The sequence below is a fragment of the Devosia sp. A16 genome, from assembly GCF_001402915.1.
Classification (GTDB): Bacteria; Pseudomonadota; Alphaproteobacteria; order Rhizobiales; family Devosiaceae; genus Devosia_A.
Genome location: NZ_CP012945.1, coordinates 2,038,245 through 2,063,833, shown reverse-complemented (window position 1 = coordinate 2,063,833; position 25,589 = coordinate 2,038,245). Strand labels below are relative to the sequence as shown.

At 66.3% G+C, this 25,589-nt stretch carries 25 protein-coding genes, 1 tRNA gene and 2 pseudogenes; 20 read left to right on the top strand and 8 right to left on the bottom strand.

Features of this window, described 5'->3' with window-relative positions; all coding sequences use genetic code 11:
• Positions 1–156: 156 nt before the first annotated feature.
• The 4 genes and pseudogenes from APS40_RS10035 to APS40_RS10020 all read right to left on the bottom strand — a co-directional run.
• Positions 157–837: pseudogene (locus APS40_RS10035) on the bottom strand (ATP-binding cassette domain-containing protein); the annotation flags it as partial.
• A gap of 68 nt (positions 838–905) precedes the next feature.
• Positions 906–1,640 carry an ABC transporter ATP-binding protein gene (locus tag APS40_RS10030; protein ID WP_156342899.1) on the bottom strand — a complete coding sequence of 245 codons (735 nt, stop codon included), beginning with the start codon at positions 1,638–1,640 and terminating at the stop codon, positions 906–908.
• The gene (locus tag APS40_RS10025; protein WP_055049621.1) at positions 1,637–2,317 is read right to left on the bottom strand and encodes an ABC transporter permease; all 681 of its coding nucleotides are present in this window, start codon (positions 2,315–2,317) and stop codon (positions 1,637–1,639) included. Before APS40_RS10025 ends, APS40_RS10030 begins: the two co-directional genes overlap by 4 nt.
• A 131-nt stretch (positions 2,318–2,448) precedes the next feature.
• Positions 2,449–3,444, bottom strand: a complete 996-nt coding sequence (locus APS40_RS10020; protein WP_055046909.1) for an ABC transporter substrate-binding protein — start codon at positions 3,442–3,444, stop codon at positions 2,449–2,451.
• A gap of 171 nt (positions 3,445–3,615) precedes the next feature.
• Here APS40_RS10020 and APS40_RS10015 point away from each other — a divergent pair, with 171 nt between their 5' ends.
• The 9 genes from APS40_RS10015 (at position 3,616) to APS40_RS09975 (ending at position 12,995) form a co-directional block, all read left to right on the top strand.
• A complete protein-coding gene (locus APS40_RS10015; protein ID WP_055049620.1) occupies positions 3,616–4,029 on the top strand; it encodes a hypothetical protein in 414 nt (137 codons plus the stop codon).
• Complete coding sequence (locus tag APS40_RS10010; protein WP_055046908.1) at positions 4,026–5,015, top strand: PQQ-dependent catabolism-associated beta-propeller protein; 990 nt, start codon at positions 4,026–4,028, stop codon at positions 5,013–5,015. Before APS40_RS10015 ends, APS40_RS10010 begins: the two co-directional genes overlap by 4 nt.
• Before the next feature lie 157 nt (positions 5,016–5,172).
• The gene (locus APS40_RS25305; protein ID WP_055046907.1) at positions 5,173–6,348 is read left to right on the top strand and encodes a hypothetical protein; all 1,176 of its coding nucleotides are present in this window, start codon (positions 5,173–5,175) and stop codon (positions 6,346–6,348) included.
• Positions 6,339–7,151, top strand: coding sequence for an ABC transporter permease (locus APS40_RS10000; RefSeq protein ID WP_236884233.1), 813 nt, complete (start codon positions 6,339–6,341; stop codon positions 7,149–7,151). The genes APS40_RS25305 and APS40_RS10000 overlap by 10 nt, the downstream gene beginning before the upstream one ends.
• Before the next feature lie 257 nt (positions 7,152–7,408).
• Positions 7,409–8,398: a BMP family protein gene (locus tag APS40_RS09995; protein ID WP_082434313.1), complete on the top strand. Its 990-nt coding sequence runs from the start codon at positions 7,409–7,411 to the stop codon at positions 8,396–8,398.
• A gap of 7 nt (positions 8,399–8,405) precedes the next feature.
• Positions 8,406–9,929 (top strand): ABC transporter ATP-binding protein, encoded by a 1,524-nt coding sequence (locus tag APS40_RS09990; protein ID WP_236884232.1) that lies wholly within the window; start codon positions 8,406–8,408, stop codon positions 9,927–9,929.
• Entirely contained in the window at positions 9,926–11,005 is a 1,080-nt protein-coding gene (locus tag APS40_RS09985; RefSeq protein WP_055046904.1) for an ABC transporter permease, read from the top strand. The genes APS40_RS09990 and APS40_RS09985 overlap by 4 nt, the downstream gene beginning before the upstream one ends.
• Before the next feature lie 3 nt (positions 11,006–11,008).
• Positions 11,009–11,947, top strand: coding sequence for an ABC transporter permease (locus APS40_RS09980; protein ID WP_055046903.1), 939 nt, complete (start codon positions 11,009–11,011; stop codon positions 11,945–11,947).
• 61 nt (positions 11,948–12,008) lie between these two features.
• Complete coding sequence (locus APS40_RS09975) at positions 12,009–12,995, top strand: SDR family oxidoreductase (protein WP_055046902.1); 987 nt, start codon at positions 12,009–12,011, stop codon at positions 12,993–12,995.
• Between the two features lie 70 nt (positions 12,996–13,065).
• On the opposite strand, the gene APS40_RS09970 is transcribed toward APS40_RS09975, so the two are convergent.
• Both APS40_RS09970 and APS40_RS09965 read right to left on the bottom strand, forming a co-directional pair.
• Positions 13,066–14,274 (bottom strand): epoxide hydrolase family protein, encoded by a 1,209-nt coding sequence (locus APS40_RS09970; RefSeq protein ID WP_055046901.1) that lies wholly within the window; start codon positions 14,272–14,274, stop codon positions 13,066–13,068.
• 229 nt (positions 14,275–14,503) lie between these two features.
• Positions 14,504–14,578, bottom strand: a tRNA-Gly gene (locus APS40_RS09965).
• Positions 14,579–14,789: 211 nt separating this feature from the next.
• Between APS40_RS09965 and APS40_RS09960 the strand changes: the two genes are divergently transcribed.
• The 9 genes and pseudogenes from APS40_RS09960 (at position 14,790) to APS40_RS09925 (ending at position 22,077) form a co-directional block, all read left to right on the top strand.
• On the top strand, positions 14,790–15,737 hold the full coding sequence (locus APS40_RS09960; RefSeq protein WP_055046900.1) for a thioredoxin family protein: 948 nt from the start codon (positions 14,790–14,792) through the stop codon (positions 15,735–15,737).
• A 25-nt stretch (positions 15,738–15,762) separates the two neighbouring features.
• The gene (locus APS40_RS09955) at positions 15,763–16,428 is read left to right on the top strand and encodes an LON peptidase substrate-binding domain-containing protein (RefSeq protein WP_055046899.1); all 666 of its coding nucleotides are present in this window, start codon (positions 15,763–15,765) and stop codon (positions 16,426–16,428) included.
• Positions 16,425–16,673 carry a Trm112 family protein gene (locus APS40_RS09950; RefSeq protein ID WP_442855846.1) on the top strand — a complete coding sequence of 83 codons (249 nt, stop codon included), beginning with the start codon at positions 16,425–16,427 and terminating at the stop codon, positions 16,671–16,673. Before APS40_RS09955 ends, APS40_RS09950 begins: the two co-directional genes overlap by 4 nt.
• A 145-nt stretch (positions 16,674–16,818) precedes the next feature.
• On the top strand, positions 16,819–17,424 hold the full coding sequence (leuD, locus tag APS40_RS09945) for a 3-isopropylmalate dehydratase small subunit (protein ID WP_055046898.1): 606 nt from the start codon (positions 16,819–16,821) through the stop codon (positions 17,422–17,424).
• Positions 17,425–17,434: 10 nt separating this feature from the next.
• Positions 17,435–17,824, top strand: a complete 390-nt coding sequence (locus APS40_RS09940; protein WP_055046897.1) for a RidA family protein — start codon at positions 17,435–17,437, stop codon at positions 17,822–17,824.
• Positions 17,824–17,967: a hypothetical protein gene (locus tag APS40_RS24855; protein ID WP_156342897.1), complete on the top strand. Its 144-nt coding sequence runs from the start codon at positions 17,824–17,826 to the stop codon at positions 17,965–17,967. Before APS40_RS09940 ends, APS40_RS24855 begins: the two co-directional genes overlap by 1 nt.
• A 115-nt stretch (positions 17,968–18,082) precedes the next feature.
• Entirely contained in the window at positions 18,083–19,348 is a 1,266-nt protein-coding gene (locus tag APS40_RS09935) for a Glu/Leu/Phe/Val family dehydrogenase (RefSeq protein WP_055046896.1), read from the top strand.
• A 117-nt stretch (positions 19,349–19,465) separates the two neighbouring features.
• Complete coding sequence (gene leuB, locus APS40_RS09930) at positions 19,466–20,563, top strand: 3-isopropylmalate dehydrogenase (RefSeq protein ID WP_055046895.1); 1,098 nt, start codon at positions 19,466–19,468, stop codon at positions 20,561–20,563.
• Positions 20,564–20,674: 111 nt separating this feature from the next.
• Positions 20,675–22,077, top strand: a pseudogene (locus tag APS40_RS09925) (pyridoxal phosphate-dependent decarboxylase family protein).
• Here the strand turns inward: APS40_RS09925 and APS40_RS09920 are convergent.
• The gene (locus APS40_RS09920; protein ID WP_055046894.1) at positions 22,074–22,322 is read right to left on the bottom strand and encodes a DUF1127 domain-containing protein; all 249 of its coding nucleotides are present in this window, start codon (positions 22,320–22,322) and stop codon (positions 22,074–22,076) included. The pseudogene APS40_RS09925 and the gene APS40_RS09920 overlap by 4 nt on opposite strands.
• A 211-nt stretch (positions 22,323–22,533) precedes the next feature.
• On the opposite strand from APS40_RS09920, the gene APS40_RS09915 reads away from it, so the two are divergent.
• Together APS40_RS09915 and APS40_RS09910 are read left to right on the top strand one after the other, a co-directional pair.
• Positions 22,534–23,178 carry a TetR/AcrR family transcriptional regulator gene (locus tag APS40_RS09915; protein ID WP_055046893.1) on the top strand — a complete coding sequence of 215 codons (645 nt, stop codon included), beginning with the start codon at positions 22,534–22,536 and terminating at the stop codon, positions 23,176–23,178.
• 260 nt (positions 23,179–23,438) lie between these two features.
• Complete coding sequence (locus APS40_RS09910) at positions 23,439–24,365, top strand: IS110 family transposase (RefSeq protein WP_055046892.1); 927 nt, start codon at positions 23,439–23,441, stop codon at positions 24,363–24,365.
• A gap of 164 nt (positions 24,366–24,529) precedes the next feature.
• Here the strand turns inward: APS40_RS09910 and APS40_RS09905 are convergent, their stop codons facing one another.
• Entirely contained in the window at positions 24,530–25,528 is a 999-nt protein-coding gene (locus tag APS40_RS09905) for an LLM class flavin-dependent oxidoreductase (RefSeq protein ID WP_055046891.1), read from the bottom strand.
• Positions 25,529–25,589: the final 61 nt, after the last annotated feature.

The following is a 25,589-nucleotide window of genomic DNA, read 5'->3' as shown; positions in this document are numbered from 1 at the left end:
CCGGTGATGACCGATACGCCGGTGGCGGCCGCCCCCCACCCCTGTCCCCTCCCCGCAAGGGGGAGGGAGACCAAACACTGGCTTCTCAGTATGCGTCTCCCTCCCCCTTGCGGGGAGGGATCAAGGGTGGGGGTCCACAGCCAACAGCCGTAGTAGCTACTCCACCCCAGCCGCCACCGGCTTCACCCCGGTCAGCGCGATATAGGCCTCGCCCAGCGTTGACGTTCCGGCCGCGGCGATGATCTCGGCCGGGGTGCCGACCCGGATGATCCTGCCGCCAACGATCAGGGCGATGCGGTCGGCGTGTTCCACCTCCTCGACCAGATGGGTGGCCCACAGGATCGAGGTCTGGTGCGTGTCGCGGAGGCCGCGGATGTGCTGGCCGAGCAGTTTTCGGGTGGTCGGGTCGAGGCCGACCGAAGGCTCATCCATCAGCAGCAGCGACGGCATGTTGAGGGTGGCGCGGACGATCTCGATGCGGCGCTGGTTGCCGCCTGAGAGGGTGCGCACCGGCTTGTCGATCAAGTCGGTGACGGCGAAGAACGTCGCGGCGGTGTCGATCCGCTCGTTGAGCAGCTTGCCGGAGAGGCCGAACAGGTTGCCGTGGAATTTCAGGTTGGCCCGCACGCTCATGTCGAGGTCGAGCGAGCGGGACTGGAACACCACCCCGAGGCGCTTCAGGATCTCCGACGCCTTGTCCCGGTAGCTCATGCCGAACAGCCGAACCGTGCCGCCGTCGGGCGAGAACAGGCCGGAGCAGATCTGGAACAGGGTGGACTTACCGGCGCCGTTCGGACCGAGCAGGCCGACGATCTCGCCGGGCGCGATGTCGAGGGAGATGCCTTTCAGCGCTTCGTTGCTGCCATAGGATTTTCGCACCTCGGCAAGCGCCAGCACGGGGTTGGTCATGAGGTGGGCTCCCTGGCGCCGACCGAGGCAGCGATCCGGTTGGCGATGGCTTCGCGCTCGGCAGGGCTGCGGGCGCCGCGCGGCACGTCGAAACGGTAGTCGGCGGCGATGCGGGCCGGGCGGCCCGACAGCACGATGGCGCGGTCGGCCAGCATGGCGGCATCCTCGGGCAGGTGGGTGACCAACAGCACGGTAGGGTGGTTGGTCTCGATCAGCGCGAACAGCACCTCCTCCATCTCGCGGACCAGCGTGCGGTCGAGCGAAACGAAGGGCTCGTCGAGCAGCAGCAGGCGCGGGTTGACCGAGAAGGCTCGCGCCAGGGCGACCCGGCGCTGCATGCCGCCCGAGAGCTCGTGCGGGAAATAGTGCTCGAAGCCACCCAGCCCCACCCGGCGCAGCATCTCGCCGGCATCGGCGGCACTGGTCTCGGGACGGACGGCACGGATATTGTCGAGCGCGGTGAGCCAGGGGAGGAGCCGGGCATCCTGGAACACGAAGCCGGCGGGCGGCGCCGCCGCGGCGGGGACGCCGTCGACCAGCACGGTGCCGGAGAACAGCGTGTCGATGCCGCCGACCATGCGCAGCAGGGTGGATTTGCCGACGCCGGAGGGGCCGACCAGCGCCACCACCGAGGAGGGCTCGACCGCCAGCTCGAAGCGCTCGAGCAGCGGGGCGGGCAGGAAGTCGAAGCGCTTGCCTTCGATGGCGATATCGAGACGGGGACCACTCATCGGGGCTGCCGCCATCTCAGCACCCGCCGCTCGAGCGGGCGGAGGATCAGGTATTCGAAGACGAAGACCACCAGGATGAAGGCGGTGGTGTAGGCGAAGATGCCCTTGATATCGAAGAACTGGAAGAACACCGAGATGCGGAAACCGACGCCGCCATCCGAGCCCAGCACCTCGAAAACGAGGACGATCTTCCAGATGAGACTCAGCCCGGTGCGGGCCGCCGCCAGCACGAACGGCATCAGCTGTGGCACGGAAATCAACCGCAGCTGGCGCAGGAACGGCATGCGGAAGGCGCGACCGAGATCGTCATAGGCCGGATCGAAGCTGCGCACCCCCTCGCGAATGGTGGCGATGACCAGCGGCAGCTTGTTGAGCACCACGGCGAGGATCAGCGCGAACTCGGTAAGCCCCAGCCAGATGTAAAGCACAATGGCGATGACGATGGCCGGGACGTTGAGCCCGACCACCACCCAAGCCGAGAACAGCCGATCGGCGACGCGCGAGCGGCCGAGCCCGATGCCGATGGCGGTGCCCAGCGCCATGGCGATGATGAAGGCGATGACGGCGCGGGTCAGGGTCTTGCCCAGGTCCGGCAGGAGCTTGCCTGTCGTCGCCAGCGTCCAGACGTGGGCGCCGACATCGATGGGCGTTGGGAACAGCCGCGACGGGAACAGCATGGCTAGCACCTGCCATGCGGACAGCAACAGCAGCAGGCTGACGAGCTCGAGGGGGATGCCTCGCCTCGCCACGCGCTGCTGCTGCCGGTCGGGAGTTACGGCTGCGGTCCTGCCGTCGCGCAGTTCAACGGCTATTTGCGATAGCCTTTCCAGAAGGTGCCATCGGCCAGCTCGGTCGAGTCTCCGACGACGTCGGGGCCGCCGAACTTGGCCATCACGGCGAAGGATTCCTCGGCCGGCTTCATGTTGGAGGCGGAGTATTTGGTGACGATGCCGGCGCGATAGTCGTCACGCAGCTGGGCGAACAGCTTGTCGTCATCGCCGACATTCATCACGTCGCGAATCTTGTCCCACAGCGCATCATCGGTGAGCAGCGCCTGCTTGGTCTCGAAGCTGGCATCGAGGAAGCCCTTGATGGCGGCCTTCTTGGTGCGGCCGGTCTCGTCGAAGAAGGCCCAGCCGAGCAGGGGCGGGGTTTCGGAAACGCCGAGGTCGGCGAGCATGGCGGCAACCGAGATCAGCTCGGTCTTGCCCGCCAGCTTGGCGCGCGAATTCCAGTTCCAGAGGTTGAGCGCCGCCTGGGCCTGGCCGCCGGTGATCAGTTCGTTGACGAGCGGCGGCGCGCCGAACTTGGCCTCGGCATCCTCGGTGAGGTTGCCGCCGGTCAGCTTGTTGTACTCGGCAGCGAGGATGACATAGCTCTTGTCGACCGGGCTGCCGGATACGGCGAGGGTCTTGCCCTTGAGATCGGCGACGCTGGCAATGCCGGCGGCCGGATCGACCATCAACCCGCCGACGGTCAGCGAGTGCGGCACCATGGTGACCATGTTGCCCTGGTGGCGCTGGATCGACACCCAGACGAAATCGGACAGGATGACGTCCACTTCCTTGGCCTGCAGCGCGATCTGGCCGGCCTTACTGTCGGCGACGTCGCGGATTTCGAGCTTCAGGTGATGCTTCTTGTCGAGCTCGAGCGCCTGCATGGCGGCGAGCTCCCATTTCACCGTGCCGGTCGCCTGCACGCCGAGCGACAGTTTTTCCGGTTCGCCATGCTGGGCGAAGGCACCGGAGGTGAAGCCGATCGCGAGGATCATTCCCAGCAGAACGGCCTGTAGAATCTTGCGCATGGTTCCTCCCTGGGAACGCGTGAATTCGAGTGGTGGGTGCAGCGCTAGCACCCGGGATCATTGGGCTTTGCTATATCATGTATTGAGGCCCGCGGGTTGCTGGCGCGCATCGGGACAGCAGATTGTAAATTGCGATAACACCGATCGAAACTGCCTATGGGGGCCACAATCATGAAGACCATTTTCGCTGCTGCAACCGCCGTGCTGATGCTGGCCGGAGCGGCGCAGGCCGAAGGCAATCTCGCGGCGAACGGCACCGACCTGAAACTCGAGATCAACACCGTCGACCTCAAGTTCAGCCAGGATGTGTGGGAGCTGGAAACCGGAAAATACTACAAGTTCGACATTACCTCCGACGGCAACGAGGAGATCGCCGTGGTGGCCCCCGAGCTGTTCCGCAATTCCTGGATCAACCAGATCGTCGTCAACGACCTAGAAGTGAAGAGCTATGGCCTTTATTCGGTGGAGTTCGACGATGCCGGCACCTTCAACATCAGTTTCGTGCCGATCCGGCCGGGCGAGTATGAGATCTATGTGCCGGGTTACGAGAACCGCGGGCTGAAGGGGAAGTTCATCGTCAAATGAGGCTCACCCGACGGACATTCGTCGCGACGGCGACCGCCTTGCTCGCTGCGAGCGCGGTGCCGCGTGCCGTCGCCAAGGGCACGGGGATGATCTTCGTGTCTACCGAGAAGGGCAATGAAGTTGTGGTGCTCGACCAGTCGCTGGCCGTGGTCAAGCGCATCGCCACCTCGCGCCGGCCGCGCGACATGCACTTCAATGCCGCCAGGGAACTGCTGTACGTCGCCTGCGGCGACGACGATGCGATCGACGTGATCGACGTGGCGAGCCTCGAGGTGGTGGATTCGATCCCCACTGGTCCGTCGCCGGAAGTGTTCGCCTTCTCACCCGACGAGAAGGTGATCTACGTCTCCAACGAGGAGGACTCCCGGCTCGAGGCGATCGACATGGAGACGCGGGTGTCGATCCAGGACATCCCGACCGGCGCCGAGCCCGAGGGGGTGCTGGTGACGCCGGACGGCAAGACCGCCTATGTCACGTCGGAAGTCGCCGACATGGTGCACGTGGTCGACACCGCGACCGGCGCGGTGACCAAGAACATCCTCGTCGGCACCCGGCCGCGCCGCTTCATCCTCACGCCGGATCAAACCGAACTGTGGGTGAGCTGCGAGCTGTCGAGCGAGATCTACATCATCGACACGGCGACCAACGAGATCAAGGGCGACAGCCTGATCTTCGTGCCGCCGGGCTTCCGCGAGGAGGATGTGACCCCGGTCGGCATGGCGGTCACCCGGGACGGCTCGAAAGTCCTGCTCAGCCTGGGACGCGCCAACCACGTGGCGATCATCGACGGCAAGACCCACGCCGTGCTGCAATATGTGCTGGTAGGCAAGCGGGCCTGGTCGGTGGATCTGTCGAGCGATGAGACACGGGCCTATGTGGCGAACGGGCTGTCGGACGACATCACGGTGATCGACATGGCGTCGATGAAACCGATCCAGTCGGTACCGGTGGGACGCGTGCCGCATTCGGTGGTGATCGATGACTAGGTGGCGCGAACTCGCAGCGGGCGTCACCTCTCCCTTCGGGGGAGAGGTCGGCGCGCAGCGCCGGGTGAGGGGGGCTTCCTCCGCACTGTGTTTGGGGCAAGGCCCCCTCACCCTGACCCTCTCCCCCGAGGGAGAGGGAACGCTGGGGCGCCGCCGGATGAAATCAAGACGACTTCTCGGCCTCCTCCCCCTGGCGGCGTCGCTGCTCCTTTGCGCCCCCGCATTTTCTGCCGAGATCAAGATCGGCTATCTCGGGCTGAAGGACGATCCGCGGTACCATCCCGACCTCGTCTATACCCGCATCGAGATTGCCCCCGGCGGCAACCCCATCGATGGGGCGACGATGGGCGTCGAGGAGATGAAGGTGGTGTCCGACGCGGTGGACCAGCAGGTGGTGCTGGATCACCAGGAGGCGACCGATGCGGCCACGCTGGTGGCCAAGCTCGACGCGATGGTGAAGGCGGGCGAGCAGTTCGTCATTCTCGACCTGCCGGCCGAACTGGTCGACCAGGTGGCGGGGCAAACGCGCGAGTGGCCGGTGACGCTGCTCAATGCCACGGCGCCGGAGGACTACCTGCGCCAGCGCTGCTACCCGAACCTGTTGCATACCGCAGCGTCGGACCGCATGCTGTCGGACGCCATGGTGCAGTTGCTGCGCACCCGCAACTGGACCAAGGTGCTGATGCTCACCGGCGCCGAACCGCGCGACAAGGCGATGACGGCGGCGTTTCGCGCCTCGGCCGAGCGGCAGCGCTTCAACATCGTCGACGAGCGCGAGTTCACCCTCGCCACCGATCCGGCGAACCGCGAGCGCAACAACTCGCTGCTGATCACCGGCAATGCCGACTACGACGTGGTGTTCGTCGCCGACCACCAGGGCGAGTTCTCGCGCTACCTGCCCTATGATACGCAGCTGCCCCGGCTGGTGGTCGGCTCGACCGGCCTCGTCGCCTCGGAATGGCAGTGGAGCTGGGACCGCGACGGCTCGACCCAGGTCACCTCGCGGTTCGAGACGCTGACCAAGGGGCGGCGGATGACCGGGCAGGACTGGTCGACCTGGATCGCTGCCAAGGCGATCGTCACCGCCTATGCCAAGGCGCGTACCGGGGAATACCAGAAGACCGCCGACTATATCCGCGGCAACCGGCTGAAGATCGACGGCGCCAAGGGGGTGCAGCTCAACTTCCGGCCGTGGGACGGTCAGATGCGGTTCCCCATCGTGCTCGCAACGCACAATGCCGTCATCGCCGAGGCACCGCTCGAGGGCTTCCTGCACCAGACCAACGTGCTCGATACGCTCGGCACGGACGAACCGGAGCACAAGTGTCAGTAAGCGCGCAGCACCTGTGGCTGGGGGTCTACGCGATCACCTGGCGGGAGATCGCCAAGTTCCTGCGGCAGACCGAACGGCTGCTTTCGGCCCTGGTGCGGCCGGCCCTGTGGCTATTGGTGTTTGCGACGGGCCTGCACGATCTGCTCGGGGTTTCGATCGTCCCGCCCTATCAGACCTATACGCCCTACCAGGAATACATCCTGCCCGGGCTGGTCGGCATCGTCATCCTGTTCCAGTGCATGCAGTCGGCGCTGTCGATGGTCTATGACCGCGAAGCGGGGGTGATGCGGGTGATGCTGGTGACGCCGCTGCCGCGCGGCTTCCTGTTGTTCGCCAAGATCACCGGCGCCACCATCCTGGCGCTGCTGCAGGCTTATGCCTTCCTGATCGTCGCCAGGCTCGTCGGCTACGGGGTGCCGGATTTCGGCTACCTCACCGCCATTCCGGCGATCATTCTCGCCGGACTGATGCTGGGATCGATCGGGTTGCTGGTCTCGGTCTATACGCCGCAGATCGAGAACTTTGCCGGGATGATGAACTTCGTGGTGTTCCCGATGTTCTTTCTTTCCTCCGCGCTCTACCCGCTGTGGAAGCTCAGGGAGTCCGGCGCCGAGATCGTCTACTGGCTGAGCGTGGTGAACCCCTTCACCCATGCGGTGGAACTGATCCGCTTCGCCATGTACGGGCAGCTCAACCTCACTTCGCTCGGGGTGGTGGCCGGCTGCGCGGCGGTGGCATTCCTCCTGGCGGCGCGCGGCTATGATCCGCAGGCCGGGGCGATCCGCAAGGTGAAGCGGGACTAGGTTAGGCGCGATGGTGGAGTGAGTGCCTTCTCCCACTAGGGGAGAAGGCAAGACGGTGACAGCTGCGCGACATGCGATTGCAGGACCTGTTCGCCATGCACCCAACGCACAGCCCGCCTGTCATCCACACGTCTTTGTGACGATTGACGACAACGTTGTCGGCAGTACGATCCCGGCGCGCTGTGATCCCGAATGCGAGGGGATGACGGGATGGCGGCCCCTTCTCTCGCGCAGCGCACGATACAGGAGAACAAGCAATGACATCCCACATGACACTCTCGCGCCGGCGCTTCGCGCAGGCGGCGCTGCTGCTCGTCGCCACCACGGCGTTGAGCACGCCGGTACTGGCGGCCGACCTCAAGATCGCGATGATCCTGCCCGGTCCGATCACCGACAATGACTGGAACTCGGTGGGCTATAACGGGCTGCAGGCCGCCGGCAAGGCGCTGGGCGCCGAAGTCGCCTATGTGGAGAACGTCACCGATGCGGATGCCGAGCGCTTGCTGCGCGATTTCGCCGAGCGCGGCTACAAGCTGATCTTTGCACACAGCTTCTCGTTCGGCGATGCGGCGCTCAACGCCGCCGAGGAGTTCCCCGACACCACCTTCATGGCCGGCACGGCCGCCGAACTGGCGCCGAACCTGGGCACCTATTCCAACCCCGACTACCAGGGCGCCTACCTCGCCGGCATGCTGGCGGCAGGCACCTCCAAGACCGGCTGGGTCGGCTGGGTCGGCGGCATGCCGGCGCCCAACATGCTGGCCAACCTTCACGCCTACGAAGCCGGGGCCAAGGAGGTGAAACCCGAGATCAAGGTGCTGCACACCTTCATCGGCTCGTGGTTCGATCCGCCCAAGGCCAAGGAAGCCGCTATCGCGCAGGTCGAGCAGGGCGCCGACGTGCTGAGCGCGCAGGGCGTGGGCGTGATCGACGCGGCGATCGCCAAGAAGGTCTTCGCGCTGGGCGCCATGACCGACCAGAACCATCTCGGGCCGGAGACGGTGCTGACCAGCGTCACCTGGGATCTGGGCCCGCTGGTGACGGCGGTCGGCCAGGCGGTGATCGACGGCACCTGGAAGAGCGAGAACTGGTCGTATGGCGTTGCCGCCAACTCGGTTGGGCTCGCCGATTTCCATGGGCTCGACAAGAATGTCGATCCGGTCGTGCTGAAGGCGGTCGACGACAAGATCGCGGCGATCAAGGCCGGCACCTTCGAAGTGCCGCTCGATACGAGCGAAGTGCAGTAAGCGGAAGGTGCCGCAACTCAACCAAGCCGCGGCGGTGGCGATGCGGAACATCCGCGTCGCCTTCGGCCCGGTGCTGGCCAATGACGATGTGAGCTTCGCCGTACAGCCGGGAGAAATCCACGCGCTGCTTGGCGAGAACGGGGCCGGCAAGACCACGCTGATGCGCGCGCTGGCCGGGCTGCTGCAACCGCAGGCCGGCGCGATCGAGATCGACGGGCAGCCGGTCAGCATCGACGGGCCGCTCGAGGCGCGGCGGCTCGGCATCGGCATGGTGCACCAGCACTTCATGCTGGTCCCGACGCTGACCGTGGCGGAAAACATCGCCCTGGGGCTCAGGGAAGTCAGGACCTGGTTTCCGCGGCTCGACAAGCTGGCGGACGAGATCGACGCACTGGGCGCGCGTTACGGGTTGGCGGTGAATGCGCGGGCCCTGGCGGGCGAATTGTCGGTGGCGAGCCAGCAGCGGGTGGAGATCGTCAAGGCGCTCTATCGCGGCGCCAGGATCCTGGTGCTGGACGAGCCGACGGCCGTGCTGACGCCGCAGGAGGCGGCCGCACTGTTCCCAGTGCTGCGGGCGCTGGCGGAAGCCGGCACCGCGATCGTCTTCATCTCGCACAAGCTCAACGAGGTGATGGCGGTAACCGACCGCATCACCGTGCTGCGGCGCGGCAAGGTGGCGGGATCGCTTCGCACGGCCGAGACCGAGCCGCGCGAGATTGCGCGCCTAATGGTGGGCGGCGAAGTGGCCTTGCCGCAACTCGAGGGCGTGCCGGGCGCAGGGCGGCCGCTGTTGCAGGTCGATCGGCTGGACCTGACGGATGGGCGCGGGGTGCGACGGCTGGCCGACGTGAGCCTGGTGGTCGGCGCCGGCGAGATCGTCGCGGTGGCGGGGGTCGACGGCAACGGCCAGCAGGAACTGGCCGAGGCGATCGTCGGCCTGCAACGGCCGGATGGCGGGCGCGTGCTGATCGACGGCATCGAGATGACGCACCGGCCGGTGGCCGAGCGGATCGCAGCGGGACTGGCGCATATTCCGGAAGACCGGCACAAGCGGGCGATCTTCGAGAAGATGTCGGTCACCGACAACGCCGTGGCCGAGGAAGCCGGGCGACCGCGCTTTGCCCGCTGGGGGCTGAGGCGTCGGCGCGAGACGCGCGCCTTTGCCGAGCAGCTGGTCGCCGAATTCGATGTTCGGCTCGGAACGGTCGAGCAGCCCATCGGCTCGCTCTCGGGCGGCAACCAGCAGAAGGTGGTGCTGGGGCGGGCGCTGAGCCGCGACCCGCGCCTCGTAGTGGCGGTGCAGCCGACGCGCGGGCTCGACATCGGGGCGACGGCCTTCCTGCAAAGCCAATTGCTGAAGCGCCGCGCCGCGGGCGCCGCGGTGCTCTTGATTTCGACCGAGCTCGACGAAGTCATGGCGCTTGCCGACCGGATCGTCGTGCTGTTCAAGGGGCAGGTGACCGGCGTGGTGACGCGCGCCGATTTCAGCGTCGAGAAACTGGGCCTGCTGATGGCGGGGAGGACGACGTGAGCGAGAGTGCATCTGAGGCCGCGGTCGGCCTCGCCAGGCGCTGGCTGTTGCCGCGTTCGGTGCTGTCGGGCGTCCTGTGCGTGGTGGCCGCGTTCGCCATCGGGGCGCTGCTGATCGCGGCGATCGGGCGTGATCCGGCGTTGGCCTATCTCAGCCTGTTCGAAGCATCGCTGGGCAGCACCAACGGCCTTGCCGAGACGGCCATCCGCACCGTGCCGCTGGCGTTCTGCGGCATCGGCATCGCACTGGCCTTCCGCGCCGGGGTGTTCAATGTCGGGGCCGAGGGGCAGCTGTTCATCGGCGGCGTGGCGGCCGCCTGGGTCGGGCTGCAGCTCGGCGGGCAGCCGCAATGGCTGGTGCTGCCGGCGATGGGCGTTGCGGCCGCAGTGGCCGGCGCGGCTTGGTCGGCAGTCGCCGGGGTGCTGAAGCTCAAATTCCGGGCGGACGAGCTGATCACCACCATCATGCTCAACTATATCGCCATCTACTTCGTCGGTTACCTGCTGCATGGACCGCTGCAGGATCCGGGCTCGCCTTTGGCGCGTACGGCCCGGCTTGCCGCCGAGGCGCGGCTGCCGATGCTGCTCGAGGGCACGCGGCTGCATGCCGGGCTGCTGCTGGTGGTCATCGTGGCGATCGTCGCGCAGCTGTTCCTGTGGCGCTCGGTGGCGGGCTTCCGGCTCAGGGCCGTGGGCCATAATGCGCGAGCGGCAGAGAATACCGGGATGAACGTCAAGGCGGCGCTGTGGACCGGGTTCCTGGTCTGCGGCGCGCTGGCGGGGCTGGCCGGCTTCTCCGAAGTTGCCGGCGTCCAGCGGCGAATGATCGAGAACCTGTCGCCGGGCTTCGGCTATACCGCCATCATCGTGGCGCTGCTCGGCCAGACCAATCCGCTCGGCGTGCTGGCGGCAGCGGTGCTGTTCGCGGCGCTGCAGATCGGCTCGACCACCATGGAATCGGCGGCCGGGGTGCCGAGCGCCTTGACCACAGTGATCCAGGCCCTGGTGGTGCTGCTGCTGATCGGGCAGAACGCGCTGCCGCGCCTGGTCCGCCGGCGCGCCGTGAGCGGGAGCTGAGCCATGGAACTGCTTGCCGATCCGGTACTGGCAGGGTTCATCGCCGCCAGCGTCCGGCTCTCGATCCCCATCCTCCTCGCCGCCTTGGGCGGCATGTTCGCCGAGAAGTCCGGGGTGCTGAATATCGGGCTCGAGGGCATGATGCTGATCGGGTGCTTCATGGGCTTCATCACCGTCCATTGGAGCGGCAACCTGTGGCTGGGCGCCGGCGTCGCGGTGCTGGTCGGCGCCATCGCCGGGCTGGGGCTGGCGTTCTACGCGGTGACGCTCAGGTCCAATCAGGTGGTGGTGGGGATCGCCTTCAACCTCCTGATGCTCGGGGTTTCGGCCTATTTCTTCCGCCTCGCCTTCGGCTCCGGCACGGCGGCGCCGCGGATTACGCCGTTTGCGCCGCTCGATTTCGGGGCGCTCGGGCAGATCCCCATCCTCGGACCGCTGCTGTTCCAGCACGATCCCCTGACCTACCTGTCGCTGGGGCTGGTAATCGCCGGCTGGCTGGTGATGCAGCGCTCGACCATCGGGCTCTCGATCAAGGCGGTGGGCGAGCATCCGGAAGCCGCCGAAACGCTGGGGCTCGATCCGATTGCCATCCGCTATGCCGCAGTGGCAGTGAGCGGCGCGCTGGCCGGACTCGGCGGAGCGTTCCTGTCGATCAGCGCGACGGGCGTGTTCCTCGACAACATGACCGCCGGCCGCGGCTACATCGCGCTCGCCATCCTGATCCTCGGCCGGCGGCACCCCTTCGGCGTGATGGTGGCGGCGCTGCTGTTCGGGGCGGCGGAAGCGTTGCAACTCAGGGCGCAGCTGCTGCCGGTCGGCGTGCCGCTGCAGTTCCTGATCATGCTGCCCTATGTGCTGACCATCGTGGTGCTGGCGGTCTCGGCGACCCGCAGCGGGGCGCCGGCAGCCCTCGGCCAGCCCTACGAAAAGGGCGGCGGCTAACGGTTGAAATAACCCCCGCCGGGTGATGAGGTACGCCCATCAGTACGAGGGAGAGGAACTCATGAGTCTCAACGTGTTGTTCGTTGGAGGCACCGGGCAGATTTCGCTGCCGTGCGTCGAATATGCGGTCAGCCAGGGGCACAAGGTCAGTGTGTTCAACCGCGGACAGCGCGATGCGGCGCTGCCGGCGGGGGTGACCTCAATCGTCGGGGACATGAAGGACCCGGCCGCCTACCGGAAGCTCGGCGCCATGCAGTTCGACGTGGTGGCGCAGTTCATGGTGTTCACCCCCGAGCAAATGGCCGAGGACATCGCCACCTTCGCCGGCAACACCAGACAGTACATCTTCATCTCATCGGCCTCGGTCTACGAGAAGCCGGCGCGGCACTACATCATCACCGAGAAGACCCCGGCGGTGAACCCGTACTGGGGCTACAGCCAGGCCAAGATCGCCTGCGAGAAGCTGCTGGCCGAGGCGAAGGACCTGCCTTGGACCATCGTCCGGCCGAGCCACACGGTGCGCACCGGGCTGCCGACGATGATGGGGGAGGGCGACATCGTCATCCGCCGCATGCAGCAGGGCAAGCCCGTGATCGTCGCCGGCGACGGCACCTCGCCGTGGACGCTGACCCGGTCGAAGGATTTCGCCGTGCCGTTCGTCAACCTGTTCGGCAAGGCCGCAGCGCTGAGCGAGATCTTCCACATCACCTCGGACCGCGGCTACAGCTGGGACGACATCTACAAGGCGATCGGCCGCGGCGTCGGGCTCACCCCCAGGATCGTGCACGTGCCGTCCGATACGCTGGTCGCCTACAACAAGGCCTGGGAAGGGCCGCTGATCGGCGACAAGACCTGGTCGGCGCTGTTCGACAATTCGAAGGTCAAACGGGTGGCCGGCGACTTCACCTGCTCGGAGGATCTCGATGAGGTGCTGGAAGAGTCGATCGGCTTCCTGAAGCAGCGCCTCGCGGCCAACGCGCCGGTCAACATGGAACTCGATCCGCTGATGGACCGGATCACTTCAGAGCAGGCGGCCCTCGGGCGCTAGGCCTCGCGAGCCGCATCGGACTGAAGCGCCGGGCCAACGTTGCCCGGCGCTTTGCCATGCTTCGGTGCGGTCAGCTCCTGAGCAGCCCGGCGAACTCGCGGAGGTCGCCGGCGAAGAACTCGGGATCCTCCCAGGCCGCGAAGTGTCCGGCGTTCTGCATGTCGTGGAACTGCACGACGTTGCCGGCGGTCTGGCGATCCGCCCATTCGCGCGGCAGGCGTACGCCGCCCGGGATCGGCCGCTCGGTCGCCACCGCCACCGGGATGTGGGTATTGGCGCCGGTGATGGTCGGCGGCTGCATGGCGTTCTGGTTGTAGATGCGGAACGACGACCCCGCGGTCTCGGTCAGCCAATAGATCATGATGTTGGTGAGCAGCGCGTCGCGGCCGAACCGCGCATCGGCTTCGTCGCCGACGCCCATGCCGCCCATGAAGCTCATGATCCACGCGGCCAGCCCCACCGGCGAGTCGTTCATGGCGAAGGCCAGGCTCTGCGGCTTGGTCGCGTGCACCAGGTTGAAGGCGCCATGGGCGAAGAACCACTGCTGGATGGCACCCGCATAGGCCTGTTCCGGGGGCGTCAGAGCGGCGAAATCGGTGCTCTGGTCGGGATAGCCGACATCGGTCACGTGATAGCCGAGCAGGACTTCTGGATGGCGCTGCGCCAGCGACATGGAAATGATCGAGCCGCCGTCGCCGCCGGCGGCGATGAACTTGCCGTAGCCGAGGGTCTCGGTCATCAGGCGAGCGAAGAGGTCGGCGACCTTGTCCATCGGCAGGGCGGTCCGTCCGGAAAAGCCGGTGCCGGGAATGGACGGGACGACGACGTGGAAATCCTGCGACAGCGCCTCGATGACCCGGTGATAGCGGTAGAACGAATCCGGCCAACCGTGCAGCAGCAGCAACGGGACGGCGTCGGGGTTGCTCGACGGCCGGTGGACGAAATGCAGCCCGATCCCGTCGAGCTCGACCTTGAAGTTGCCCAGTGCATTGAGTTCGGCTTCGGCGCGCCGCCAGTCGTAGTCGTTGATCCAGTAGTCGGTCAGCTGCTTCAGGTACTCGAGATTGGTGCCGATAGTCCAACCGGCATCGGCCGGTTGATCGGGCCAGCGGGTATGCACGAGCCGGTACTTGAGATCGGCGAGCTGCGCCTCGGGGATGGCGATCTGGAAAGCGGTGGGAGCGGTCACTGCGTCCTCCTCTGCATGAATGGATTTGACGGCAAAGCCTGCGAGCAGGGCCGAGGCTGCAAGGGTCTTGGAAAACTGCCGGCGGTTCATTTCTCATCTCCGTGTTCGATGGGATGAGGCTACGGGGAGGGGCCGCGGAGAGATTGCAAAAATCCGACAATCGCAGGCCGGGGCGGACAGCGCGTTAGCGAAACGGGCGGGAGCAGATCAGCCTGGCCAGGCGGGACCCCACCGATCAAAAGGCAGGGGGGCTCGGAAATGCGAAAGGCCGGGCACCAGGCCCGGCCTTTGTCGCATCCCTGCAATCCAGGGAGGATATTGGAGCGGGCGAAGGGATTCGAACCCTCGACCCTAACCTTGGCAAGGTTATGCTCTACCCCTGAGCTACACCCGCACTCCATCGGCCCTTTACGATGCTTCGTTCCCGTGGGAAACTTGGCAGCGCCGAACCGCGCGCCTATATGCCCAATCGAAAGCGGGTTTGCAACCCATAATTCTGGTCTCATCACGCCCGGGAAAAAGCTTGCGTCCGGACCGCATCGGAGCGCAAGAAACCAAGGAAAGACGGGCCTCTCAGTGGCCCGTCGCGGCAGGAAAAGCACAGCATGTCCCTCAACGACCTCAACCCGGCCCCACAAAATTCTGCGCCCCCGGCGGGCGCCCTGATCAAGGATTCGACCGATCGTGCCTTCAAGGCGGACGTGATCGACGCGTCGCTCGAGGCTCCGGTGCTGGTGGATTTCTGGGCGCCGTGGTGCGGCCCCTGCCGGCAGCTGACGCCCAACCTCGAGAAGGTGATCAACGAGAAGGCCGGCAAGATCCGGCTGGTGAAGATCAATATCGACGAGAATCCAGGTGTCGCCGGGCAACTGGGCATCCAGTCGATTCCCGCCGTGTTCGCCTTTGCCGGCGGCCGCCCGGTCGATGCCTTTCTCGGGGCGATTCCCGAGAGCGAGGTGCGGCGTTTTGCCGACAAGGTGATCTCGGCCGCGCCGGCCGGCCAGCCGCAGGCGGGTTCGATCGAGGAAGAAATCGCCAATGCGCTCACCGCCGCCGGCGACGCGCTCAAGGTGGGCGACCTCAACCAGGCGGCGCAGATCTATGGCATGGTGCTGCAGCACCAGCCGGAGAACGCGCCGGCGATCGTCGGTATGGCCAAGGTGTTCCTCGCCGCTGGCGAGCCGGACCAGGCCCAGGCGGTGCTCGACACCATGCCGGAAGAGGGCCGCAAGGGCGAGGAGTACACGTCGACGCTGGCGGCGCTGAAGCTCCTGGGCGAGGCGGCCGAGCTCAGCGAGACCGATGAGCTCGCGGCGCAGCTCGAGAGGAACCCCGACGACCACCAGGCGCGGTTCGACCTCGCGGTGAAATACAATGCCGAAGGCAAGCGGCTCGAAGCCGCCGAGGCGCTGGTGGCGCTGATGCGCCGCGACCGGAGCTGGAACGAGGACGGCGCGCGCAAGAAGCTGCTCGAGCTGTTTGAAGCCTGGGGTCCGAAGGATCCTGCCACGCTGAAGGGCCGCCGACTGCTGTCGGCGCTGCTGTTCAGCTAAGTTACGCGCCCAAGGAGGCGCCCAAGTGTTGAAGCGACCCACTTCTCCTGCCGACCTGCCCGCCAGCGTGCCGTTGTTCCCGCTGATGGGCGCCTTGCTGCTGCCCTATGCGCGGCGGCCGCTCAATATCTTCGAGCCCCGCTATGTCGAGATGGTCGACCACGCGCTGAAGGGCGACCGGCTGATCGGACTGATCCAGCCGCGCGACACTTCGGAGGAAAGCCCGAAGGGCCGGGCGCCGCTGCAGCGCATCGGCACAGTGGGGCGAATCAGCCATTTCGAGGAAGTCGAGGAGGCGCGCTACTTCGTCATTCTCGAAGGGCTGTGCCGGTTCGAACTGGTCAAGGAAATGCCGACCATGACGCCGTTCCGGCGCGGCATGATCGCCACCGACATGTTCGCTTCCGATTTCGACCGCGAGTTCGGCGAGGAGGCCGTGGATCGTCCGCGCTTCCTCAAGATGATGCGCGACTATGCCGAGTTCGGCAATTTCGACCTCAACTGGGACGAGATCGAAAAGACCGGCACGGCCGACCTGGTCAACTTCTGCGCCATGGTCTCGCCCTATGGTGCTGCCGAGAAGCAGGCACTGCTCGAGGCCGATACGCTCGAAACCCGCGCCGAGACGCTGATCGCGATGGCCGAGTTCGAGATGGCCACCGGCGGCGACCGGGCGTCGCCGCTCAATTGACCGAGCCGGGCCCGGCACAGGCGGCAGCCAACCTCCGCCATGTGGTGGATGTGAAGACGCTCGAGCTGCTGGTCTGCCCATTGACCAAGACCCGGCTGACGCTCTCCGCCGACGGCACCGAGCTGATCTCGGTGGCGGCGCATCTGGCGTTCCCGATCCGCGCGGGCGTGCCGATGCTCAGCCTCGACGAGGCGCGCGAGATCGACGAGGGCGACATGGGCCGCAACCTGCCGCGGCTGGGCTAGCGCCACGATCGGACGACGATACACACACGCGGCGAGATGCGATCGCTTCCCTCCCCCTTGAGGGGAGGGGGTCGCCGCCACTTGCGAACGACTTGATTCCCCGCCGCCATTGCTTCATTACAGCCGCACCGAAAGGGGTATTGCCATGGACAAGTTCACGACCCTCACTGGCGTCGCCGCGCCGCTGCCGATCATCAACATCGACACGGACATGATCATTCCCAAGCAGTACCTCAAGACCATCAAGCGCACCGGGCTCGGCACCGCCCTGTTCTCCGAGATGCGCTACAATGAAGATGGCACCGAGAACCCGGATTTCGTGCTCAACAAGCCCGCCTACCGGCAGGCCAAGATCATCGTCGCCGGCGACAATTTCGGCTGCGGCTCGTCGCGTGAGCATGCGCCGTGGGCGCTGCTCGATTTCGGCATCCGCTGCGTGATCTCCACTAGCTTTGCCGACATCTTCTACAATAACTGCTTCAAGAACGGCATCCTGCCGATCGTGGTGACCCCCGAGCAGCTGGCGCTGCTGCAGGACGATGCCGAGCGCGGCTCGAACGCCACCATCAGCGTCGACCTCGAGGCCCAGACGATCAAGGGGCCGGACGGCGGTTCGATCCATTTCGACATCGATCCGGCGCGCAAGCACGTGCTGCTCGAAGGACTCGACGACATCGCGACGACGCTGAAGTCCGATCCGGCGATCGCCGGCTTCGAGAAGAAGATGGGCCAGGACCGGCCCTGGCTCTGAGGCGCGGGCGATGGTCCTCCACATCTCCTCGGGTTCGCCGTTCGAAGCCAAGATCGGCTATTCGCGCGCCGTGATCGACGGCAACATGGCCTATGTCTCGGGCACCACCGGCTACGACTACAAGACCATGGTGATGCCCGAGAGCGCCGCCGAGCAGGCGCGCAACGCCTTCGCCACCATCGCGCAGGCGCTCGAGGAGGCCGGCGGCACCATCAAGGATACGGTGCGCGTCCGCTACTACATCACCGACATGGCGCATTACGAGGCGCTGGTGGCGGTGGCGGGCGAGGTGTTCGCCGATATCCGGCCGGCCGCCACCATGGTGGTGTGCGGGCTGACCCGCCCCGAGATGAAGCTCGAGATCGAAGTCACCGCCCGCTTCGGCGCCCACGGACGCTGATGGATTTCGCCGACCTGCCAGAGCTCAGCCTTGCCGCGATGACGGTCGGCTTTGCCACCACTGCGCGGCTGCAGGGCCTCAGCAGCGGGTATCGGCGCGTGGTGCAACAGCACCTCACCGCTCCGGCCTCACCCCCGCCCTGATCGGCAGCAGGCGGCCCTCGCACGCCCATACCCATGAACGGCGCTCGCGTCTCCGACCCTGGTGAAGGGCAGAGCGGCCGCCGGATTTCGTTCACGTTCAAATCCAGGAAGACCCATGTCCGACGACACGTTGCTCGACCGCGCCCTCACCCGCCTCGACGAGGCCGCCAGCCATCTGAGGATCGACCAGGACGTCATCGAGAAGCTGAAATACCCGCGCGAAACCACCAAGATGCGACTGATGATCCGCATGGATGACGGCTCGCGCAAATCCTTCCTCGCCTGGCGCTGCCGCTATGACGACACCCGCGGGCCGACCAAGGGCGGCATCCGCTTCCACCCGGACTCCACCATCGAGGAGGTGGAAACGCTGGCCTTCTGGATGACCTTCAAGTGCGCGGTGATGAACCTGCCCTATGGCGGCGGCAAAGGCGCCGTGCGGGTCGACCCGCGCACGTTGTCCAAGTCGGAGCTGGAGCGGCTGTCGCGCGCCTATATGCAGGCCTTCGCGCGCGTGGTCGGGCCGGATCGCGATATCCCGGCGCCGGACGTCTACACCAATGCCATGATCATGGGCTGGATGGCCGACGAGTACAGCCAGATCGTCGGTGAACTGAGCCCGGCGGTGATCACCGGCAAGCCGATCGCGCTGGGCGGTTCGCTCGGGCGCAACGACGCGACGGCCCGCGGCGGCTACTACCTGGTGCGGCACCTCGCCGGCGAGCTGGGCCTCGGCGCCGGCATGCGCGTCGCCATCCAGGGGTTCGGCAATGCCGGGCAGTATTATGCGCAGCTGGCGGGCGCCGATGGGCACAAGATCGTCGCCGTATCGGACTCGACCGGCGCCATCCAGCGGGCTGAGGGACTGGATGTGGGCAAGCTGATCGCCGGCAAGCTGGCGGGCAGGCACGTCGCCGAACTGGCGGCCGAGCTCGGCGCCCAGCTGATCGCCGCCGAGGCATTGATCGGGGTCGATTGCGACCTCCTGGTGCCGGCGGCGCTCGAGGACATGATCACCGTCGACAACGCCGGTTCGATCAAGGCCAGGGTGCTGCTGGAGCTCGCCAACGGGCCGGTGACGCCGGATGCCGACAAGCTGCTCGAAGCGCGCGGCATCACCGTGCTGCCAGATATTCTCGCCAATGCCGGCGGCGTCACCGTCTCCTATTTCGAGTGGGTGCAGAACCGGCAGGGGTTCTACTGGGACGTCGAGGAGATCCACGCCCGGCTGCTGCGCATCATGGAGCGCGAGGGACGCGCGGTGTGGGATATCGCGAAGGATCGCAAGACCACAATGCGTACCGCTGCCTATGTGCATGCGCTGTCGCGCCTCGCCACCGCTATCGAGGCGCATGGCACGCAGCCGTTCTTCACCAGCTGACGTTCAGGCGCCGGCAGCCGAGCCGGACTGGACGCCTAGGCGTTCGTCGGCCTTGCAGGCGCGGGGCAAGTAGCGATAAGTCCCGCGCCAGCACCATCCTGCAAGCGAGGATCACCCATGGCCCAGAAACTCTTCCTTCTCCCCGGCGACGGCATCGGCACCGAGATCATGAAGGAGGTCGAGAAGGTGATCGCCTGGCTCAACAGCCAGGGTGAGACGGATTTCACCTTCGACACGGGCCTCGTCGGCGGGTGCGCCTATGATGCACATGGCGAGGCGATCTCGGAAGAGGACATGCAGAAGGCGCTCGCCGCCGATGCGGTAATCTTCGGTGCGGTCGGCGGGCCGAAATGGGACAAGGTGCCCTATGAGAAGCGCCCGGAGGCGGGCCTGCTCCGGCTGCGCAAGGACCTGAAGCTGTTCGCCAACCTCCGTCCGGCGATCTGCTACCCGGCCTTGGCCGACGCATCATCGCTGAAGCGCGAGTTGGTCGAGGGCCTCGACATCCTGATCGTGCGCGAGCTGACCGGCGGCGTCTATTTCGGCGAGCCCAAGACCATTACCGACCTCGGCAACGGCCAGAAGCGCGCCATCGATACGCAGGTCTACGAGACCTATGAAATCGACCGCATCGTGCGGGTTGCCATGGATCTCGCCCGCACCCGCAAGAACAAGGTGCACTCGGCCGACAAGAAGAACGTCATGAAGTCGGGCGTGCTGTGGGATGAGGTTGCCCAGGCGGTGGCCAAGGACTATCCCGACATCGAATTCCACCACATCCTTGCCGACAACGCGGCGATGCAGCTGGTGCGCAACCCAAAGCAGTTCGACGTGATGGTCACCGACAACCTGTTCGGCGACATCCTGTCCGATGCGGCGGCGATGCTGACCGGCTCGCTCGGCATGCTGCCCTCGGCCTCGCTGGGCGCGCCCGACGCGGTGACCGGCAAGCGCAAGGCGCTGTACGAGCCGGTGCACGGTTCGGCCCCCGACATCGCCGGCCAGGGCATTGCCAACCCGATCGCCATGCTGGCCTCGTTCGCCATGGCGCTGCGCTATTCGTTCAACCTGGTGGCGCTGGCCGACCGGCTGGAAGCGGCGATCTCCAGCGTGCTCGCAGATGGGCTGCGCACCGGCGATATCGCGCAGGACAACAGGAAGACTGTCGGCACCGAGGAAATGGGCGCCGCCATCCTCAAGAAGCTCGCTGCCTGACAGCCGACGTACTAACTTGACGAGGCCCGGTGCCCGGGAGGGGACTGGGCCTTCGTTCATCTGCGCTTCAGGTGCGCTGTGATTTCTCCGGCGCATCGGGGAGGTCATATTATGACTTACGATTTACGCACACTGCTGAACCGCGCGGTCGACCACGCCGTCGATTATCGTGCTTCGCTCAACCAACATGCCGGCCGCCCGGACCACAGCTACGCCGAAATGCGCGAGCGGCTCAGCGAGGCGCTGCCCGAGCAGGGCGCCGCGCCGCTCGAGGTGCTCGAAGAACTGGTGAGGCGCAGCGAAGGTGGGCTGATGCCGATCACCGGGCCGCGCTTTTTCGGCTGGGTGATGGGGGCCTCGCATCCGGCCGGCGTCGCTGCCGACTGGCTGGTCAGCGCCTGGGGCAGAATGCGGGCTATCACACGCCGACCCCCGCCGCTGCCGCGATGGAGGAGGTGGCGGAACGCTGGCTGCTCGAGATCCTCGACCTGCCGCGCCAGAGTTCGGTCGGCTTTACCACCGGCGCTACCGTCGCCGGCGCCGTAGGGCTTGCCGCCGCGCGCACCCGGGTGCTGCTCGACGCCGGCTGGGACCCCGATGCCGACGGGCTGTTCGGCGCGCCGCCGGTGCATGTGCTGATCGGCGACGACGCCCATTCCTCGATGTTCTCGGCGCTGCAACTGATCGGTTTCGGCTATCGCCGGCTGATCCGCGTCGCCACCGACGACCAGGGCCGGATGAGCGCGGCGGCGCTCGATGCGGCGCTCAACGGGCTGAGCGGCCCCAAGATCGTCATCGCCCAGGCCGGGCAGATCAATACCGGCGCCTATGATCGGTTCGAGGAGATCATTCCGATCGCCCATGCCGCCGGCGCCTGGGTGCACGTCGATGGGGCATTCGGGCTCTGGGCCCGCGCCACGCCATCGCTCAAGTACCTGACATCAGGCATCGAGGCGGCAGATTCGTGGGTTACCGACGGGCACAAATGGCTGCAGGTGCCGTACGATTCCGGTTTTGCCATCGTGCGCGACCGCGAGGCGCACCAGCGCGCCATGACGCAGTGGGCGAGTTACCTGCCGACCATCAGCCCCACCGACCGGGTGCCGTCCGCCTTCGTGCCGGAACTGTCACGCCGAGCCCGCGGCACGCCGGTCTGGGCGATGCTCAAGACCTTGGGGCGGCAGGGGGTAGCGGAGCTGGTCGAGCGGCATGTGGCACTCACCAGACAGATGGCCCAGCGGCTCGGCGCCGAGCCGGGGATCAATATCCGCAACAAGGTCACCATCAACCAGCTGATCGTCGATTTCGGTGCGGGTGACGCGGCGCGTCGTAAGGGGCTGACCGAGGCGGTAATCTCAGCGGTGCAGTCCGGCGGCGTGTGCTTTGCCGGCGGCGCGGCGTGGCATGGCGACTGGGTGATGCGGATCTCCGTCACCTCCGGCGTCACCACAGAAGCCGATATCGACCTTTCGGCCGATGCCATCATCGCGGCATGGCGACAGGTCAGGGGCTAGCCATGCTCGGCCTGGCGCTTCGGCTTGGACAGGGGCGAACTGCGCTTGCCGTCGAGCGCCTCCAAAATCTCCCCCGGCTCGATTCCCATGTCGGCCAGCAGGTAGGGCTGCATGCGGCTCAGACCGAGCAGTGTGGCCCGTTCCCGGCGCCGCTCGACCCAGCGGCGCAGCAGCCGCCGGATGAAACCGGCATCGGTGTTGTGGCGGGTGGCGAGCACATGCTCGCCGAGGTCGAAGGTGGTCATCGTCCTTGTCTCCAGCGCGCCCCGCTTACGGCAAAAGGTATGATGACTTGGTGGCCATTGATAGTGAGCGCGTGGTGCAGTTCATGCGCCGGCAGGATTCGAGAGATGCTGCCGGTCCTTAGGTTGACTGCCGGCATCGGTGGCCAAATCGGGACCAGGGTTCGCCGGCCCGGGAACCGCACCGGCAGTACAGTTTTGCGGAGGAACCAGCATGCGTAAAGGCAACGAGACGCGCGAACGCCTCCTCGACATTGCCGAAGCCGGCGTGCTCGCCAAGGGTTTCGGCGTCACCTCGATCGACGAGATCATCGCCGAAGCCGGGATCACCAAGTCCGGCTTCTTCTACCACTTTCGCGACAAGAACGAGCTGGCACGCGGGCTGCTGTCGCGCTACCGCGGCCGCCTCGAACAACTGCTGGCCGAGATCTTCGGGCGGGCGGCCGAACTGAGCGACGATCCGCTGCAGCGCCTGCTGATCGGGCTCACGCTGTTCGCCGAGCACATGGCGGCGATGCCGGGTGGGCACCCGGGCTGCCTCGTCGCAACGATGAGCTACCAGGACCAGCTGTTCAACCGCGAGGTGCGCAGCCTCGTCACCTCGATCGTCGAGGGCTGGAACGCCTTCTTCCGGCTGATGATCGAGGACATCGTCGCGGTCTACCCGCCACGCGACCCCGTGGATCCCGGACGCCTGGCGCGCAACATCGCCTGCGCTATCGACGGCGGCATCATCATGGGCAAGTCGCTCGGCGACCCCACCGTGCTGCCCGAGCAACTGCTGATGGCGCGCAACTACGTGAAGATGCTGTTCCAGCCGGCCGCCAACGTTCTGCCGCGCGAGGCAATGGCGGCGTGATTGGGCCTGCTGCAAACTCCGTGGCTTCGGCACACCCCCTCCGAGCTACGCTAGCTCGCTACGCTCCCAAGCTCCGCTTGCCTTGTAACTTGGACTCATCCGCATCTGATAAAGTTCCAGGTGCGGTGAGCCGCAGCAGTACGACGCTTGCCTGGGTGTTGGAGCCCGTGGGGGAGCGGGTTTCGCTGCGGCTCGATCCATTGATCCCGAACAGTCGCTTGGGCCGCTTGGCGAGCCCGTTTGCGCAAGGATGGGAGGCAATGGAGATCACCGTAGGTATCGACGTGAGCAAGGACCGGCTGGATGTGTTCGTGCATCCGTCCGGAGAACGGTTGGCCGTGGACAATGAGGCGGCCGGGATCGAGGTGCTGGTGGCGCGGTTGCGGGCCATCGGAGCCGACGGCATCGGGCTGGAAGGCACCGGCGGGCTCGAGAAGCTGGCGGTGGCCGAACTGGCGGCGGCCGGGTTGCCGGTACTGGTGCTCAACCCCGCGCAGGTGCGGCACTATGCACAGGCGGAAGGTAAGCGGGCCAAGACCGATCGCATCGACGCAGCGGTGATCGCCCGGTTCCTTGCCGCCACCAAGCCCCAGTTGCGCCCGCTGGCCGATGCCGAAACGGTACTGCTCGGCGAACTGATGGCGCGACGCCGGCAACTGGTCGGCATGCTGGTCGCCGAGAAGAACCGACACGCCCGCGCTGCGGGCCGGATCAAAATCAGCATCGCTCGCATCATCAAGGCGCTGAACGACGAACTGGCATCCCTCGACGACGACCTCGACACCGCCATCCGCAGCTCGCCGGCCTGGCGCCATAAGGAGAACCTGCTGGCGTCGGTTCCCGGCGTCGGCAAGATCATCTCCCGCACGCTGATGGCCGAACTGCCCGAACTGGGCCAGCTCGATCGGCGCACCATCGCAGCGCTGTGCGGCCTGGCTCCCTTCACCCGCCAGTCCGGTCGATGGCGTGGCAATAGCATGATCGCAGGCGGCCGACCCGAACCCCGGGCCGCGCTCTTCATCGGCGCCCTCGTCGCAGCCCGTCACAACCCGGTGTTCAAAGCCTTCACCAACCGTCTCATCGAAGCCGGAAAACCAAAACGCGTCGCCCTCATCGCCTGCGCTCGAAAACTCCTCACCATCCTCAACGCCATCATTCGGGACAACAAGCCATGGCAAACCGCTTGACCAGCAACACAGTCGCTCCCCCGTCGAGGGGGAGGTGAGCATCGAGCTTGTGGCGTGTTCTCCCCACGATCACCGGCGTACACCCTCCCCTTGACGGGGAGGGATGGGGTGGGGTGTGCAGCGTGCGCGATGCTCGCTATGGCCGCGATCGTCCATGCAGGCGATCAGCTCAGCCCAAAGGCCTCCGCCAGCAGGCGGAAGGAGCGGAGCCGCAGTTCGTAGTCGTACATGGTGGTGGTGACCATCACTTCGTCGGCGCCGGACTCCTCGACCTTGCTTTCGATCGCCGCCTTCACCGTCGCCGGCGAGCCGACGATCCAGAGCGGACGCTGGCCCTCGATGATGCGGGTTTCGTGCGGGTTGTAGTGGTGCGCCGCCGCCTCTTCGGGTGAAACCAGCTTGCGCACCTGGCCCGAATGGAACAGCGCCCACATCAGTTCCTGCGAGCGGGCGAGGAACTGCGCTTCCTCGTCGGTGGGTGCGACCAGCGCCGAGACGGCGATGATGGCATGCGGCTTCGGAAACGCCTCGGTCGGGGTGAAGGCGGCGCGGTAGGCAGCGAAGGCCGGGCCGGCCGGGGTGGCGCTGAAGTGCGCGGCGAAGGAATAGCCGACCCCGAGCTGACCAGCCGCCTGGGCGCTGGCGCCGCTCGAGCCGAGCAGAAAGACGGGCGGCAGGTCTACCCGTTCGGGGACCACCGTTACCTGGTGGAACGGGTGGTCGGGAGCGAAATTGCCCTCCTCGAACGCCAGCATCTCGGCCAGTTCCTGGGCGAAATACTCGCCGCCCACCGAGCGCAGTGCCGACAGCGTCCGGCCGTCGCTGCCGCCGGCGCGACCGATGCCGAGGTCGATGCGGCCAGGGTTCAGGCCATTGAGAGTGCGGTAGGTCTCGACGACGCGCAGCGGCACGTGGTTGGGCAGCATGACGCCCCCCGAGCCGACGCGGATGCGCGCAGTGTTGGCGGCGGCGGTGGCGATCAGCACTTCCGGGGAAGACGAGGCGATCGAGGGCATGCCGTGATGCTCGGCATACCACAGCCGGGTGAAGCCGAGTTCGTCGCCGAGTTTGGCAAGACTGACGATATGCCTGAGCGCGTCAGGCGTGGAGGTGCCTTCGGAGACAGGGGCGAGGTCGAGAATGGAGAGGGGGAGTATGCTCATTGGGCTCAGGTCGGGAGGAACGGGCGTGGATTCAACCGTGCCGACGAAATATCCATCGTCA

What these genes read in the sequence shown, in the direction of transcription:
- APS40_RS10030 (WP_156342899.1), bottom strand. Translation starts at nt 1,640, where the DNA reads ATGAGTGGTCCCCGTCTCGATATCGCCATCGAAGGCAAGCGCTTCGAC.
- APS40_RS10025 (WP_055049621.1), bottom strand. Translation starts at nt 2,317, where the DNA reads ATGCTGTTCCCGTCGCGGCTGTTCCCAACGCCCATCGATGTCGGCGCC.
- APS40_RS10020 (WP_055046909.1), bottom strand. Translation starts at nt 3,444, where the DNA reads ATGCGCAAGATTCTACAGGCCGTTCTGCTGGGAATGATCCTCGCGATC.
- APS40_RS10015 (WP_055049620.1), top strand. Translation starts at nt 3,616, where the DNA reads ATGAAGACCATTTTCGCTGCTGCAACCGCCGTGCTGATGCTGGCCGGA.
- APS40_RS10010 (WP_055046908.1), top strand. Translation starts at nt 4,026, where the DNA reads ATGAGGCTCACCCGACGGACATTCGTCGCGACGGCGACCGCCTTGCTC.
- APS40_RS25305 (WP_055046907.1), top strand. Translation starts at nt 5,173, where the DNA reads ATGAAATCAAGACGACTTCTCGGCCTCCTCCCCCTGGCGGCGTCGCTG.
- APS40_RS09995 (WP_082434313.1), top strand. Translation starts at nt 7,409, where the DNA reads ATGACATCCCACATGACACTCTCGCGCCGGCGCTTCGCGCAGGCGGCG.
- APS40_RS09980 (WP_055046903.1), top strand. Translation starts at nt 11,009, where the DNA reads ATGGAACTGCTTGCCGATCCGGTACTGGCAGGGTTCATCGCCGCCAGC.
- APS40_RS09975 (WP_055046902.1), top strand. Translation starts at nt 12,009, where the DNA reads ATGAGTCTCAACGTGTTGTTCGTTGGAGGCACCGGGCAGATTTCGCTG.
- APS40_RS09970 (WP_055046901.1), bottom strand. Translation starts at nt 14,274, where the DNA reads ATGAACCGCCGGCAGTTTTCCAAGACCCTTGCAGCCTCGGCCCTGCTC.
- APS40_RS09960 (WP_055046900.1), top strand. Translation starts at nt 14,790, where the DNA reads ATGTCCCTCAACGACCTCAACCCGGCCCCACAAAATTCTGCGCCCCCG.
- leuD (WP_055046898.1), top strand. Translation starts at nt 16,819, where the DNA reads ATGGACAAGTTCACGACCCTCACTGGCGTCGCCGCGCCGCTGCCGATC.
- APS40_RS09940 (WP_055046897.1), top strand. Translation starts at nt 17,435, where the DNA reads ATGGTCCTCCACATCTCCTCGGGTTCGCCGTTCGAAGCCAAGATCGGC.
- APS40_RS24855 (WP_156342897.1), top strand. Translation starts at nt 17,824, where the DNA reads ATGGATTTCGCCGACCTGCCAGAGCTCAGCCTTGCCGCGATGACGGTC.
- APS40_RS09935 (WP_055046896.1), top strand. Translation starts at nt 18,083, where the DNA reads ATGTCCGACGACACGTTGCTCGACCGCGCCCTCACCCGCCTCGACGAG.
- leuB (WP_055046895.1), top strand. Translation starts at nt 19,466, where the DNA reads ATGGCCCAGAAACTCTTCCTTCTCCCCGGCGACGGCATCGGCACCGAG.
- APS40_RS09920 (WP_055046894.1), bottom strand. Translation starts at nt 22,322, where the DNA reads ATGACCACCTTCGACCTCGGCGAGCATGTGCTCGCCACCCGCCACAAC.
- APS40_RS09915 (WP_055046893.1), top strand. Translation starts at nt 22,534, where the DNA reads ATGCGTAAAGGCAACGAGACGCGCGAACGCCTCCTCGACATTGCCGAA.
- APS40_RS09910 (WP_055046892.1), top strand. Translation starts at nt 23,439, where the DNA reads ATGGAGATCACCGTAGGTATCGACGTGAGCAAGGACCGGCTGGATGTG.
- APS40_RS09905 (WP_055046891.1), bottom strand. Translation starts at nt 25,528, where the DNA reads ATGAGCATACTCCCCCTCTCCATTCTCGACCTCGCCCCTGTCTCCGAA.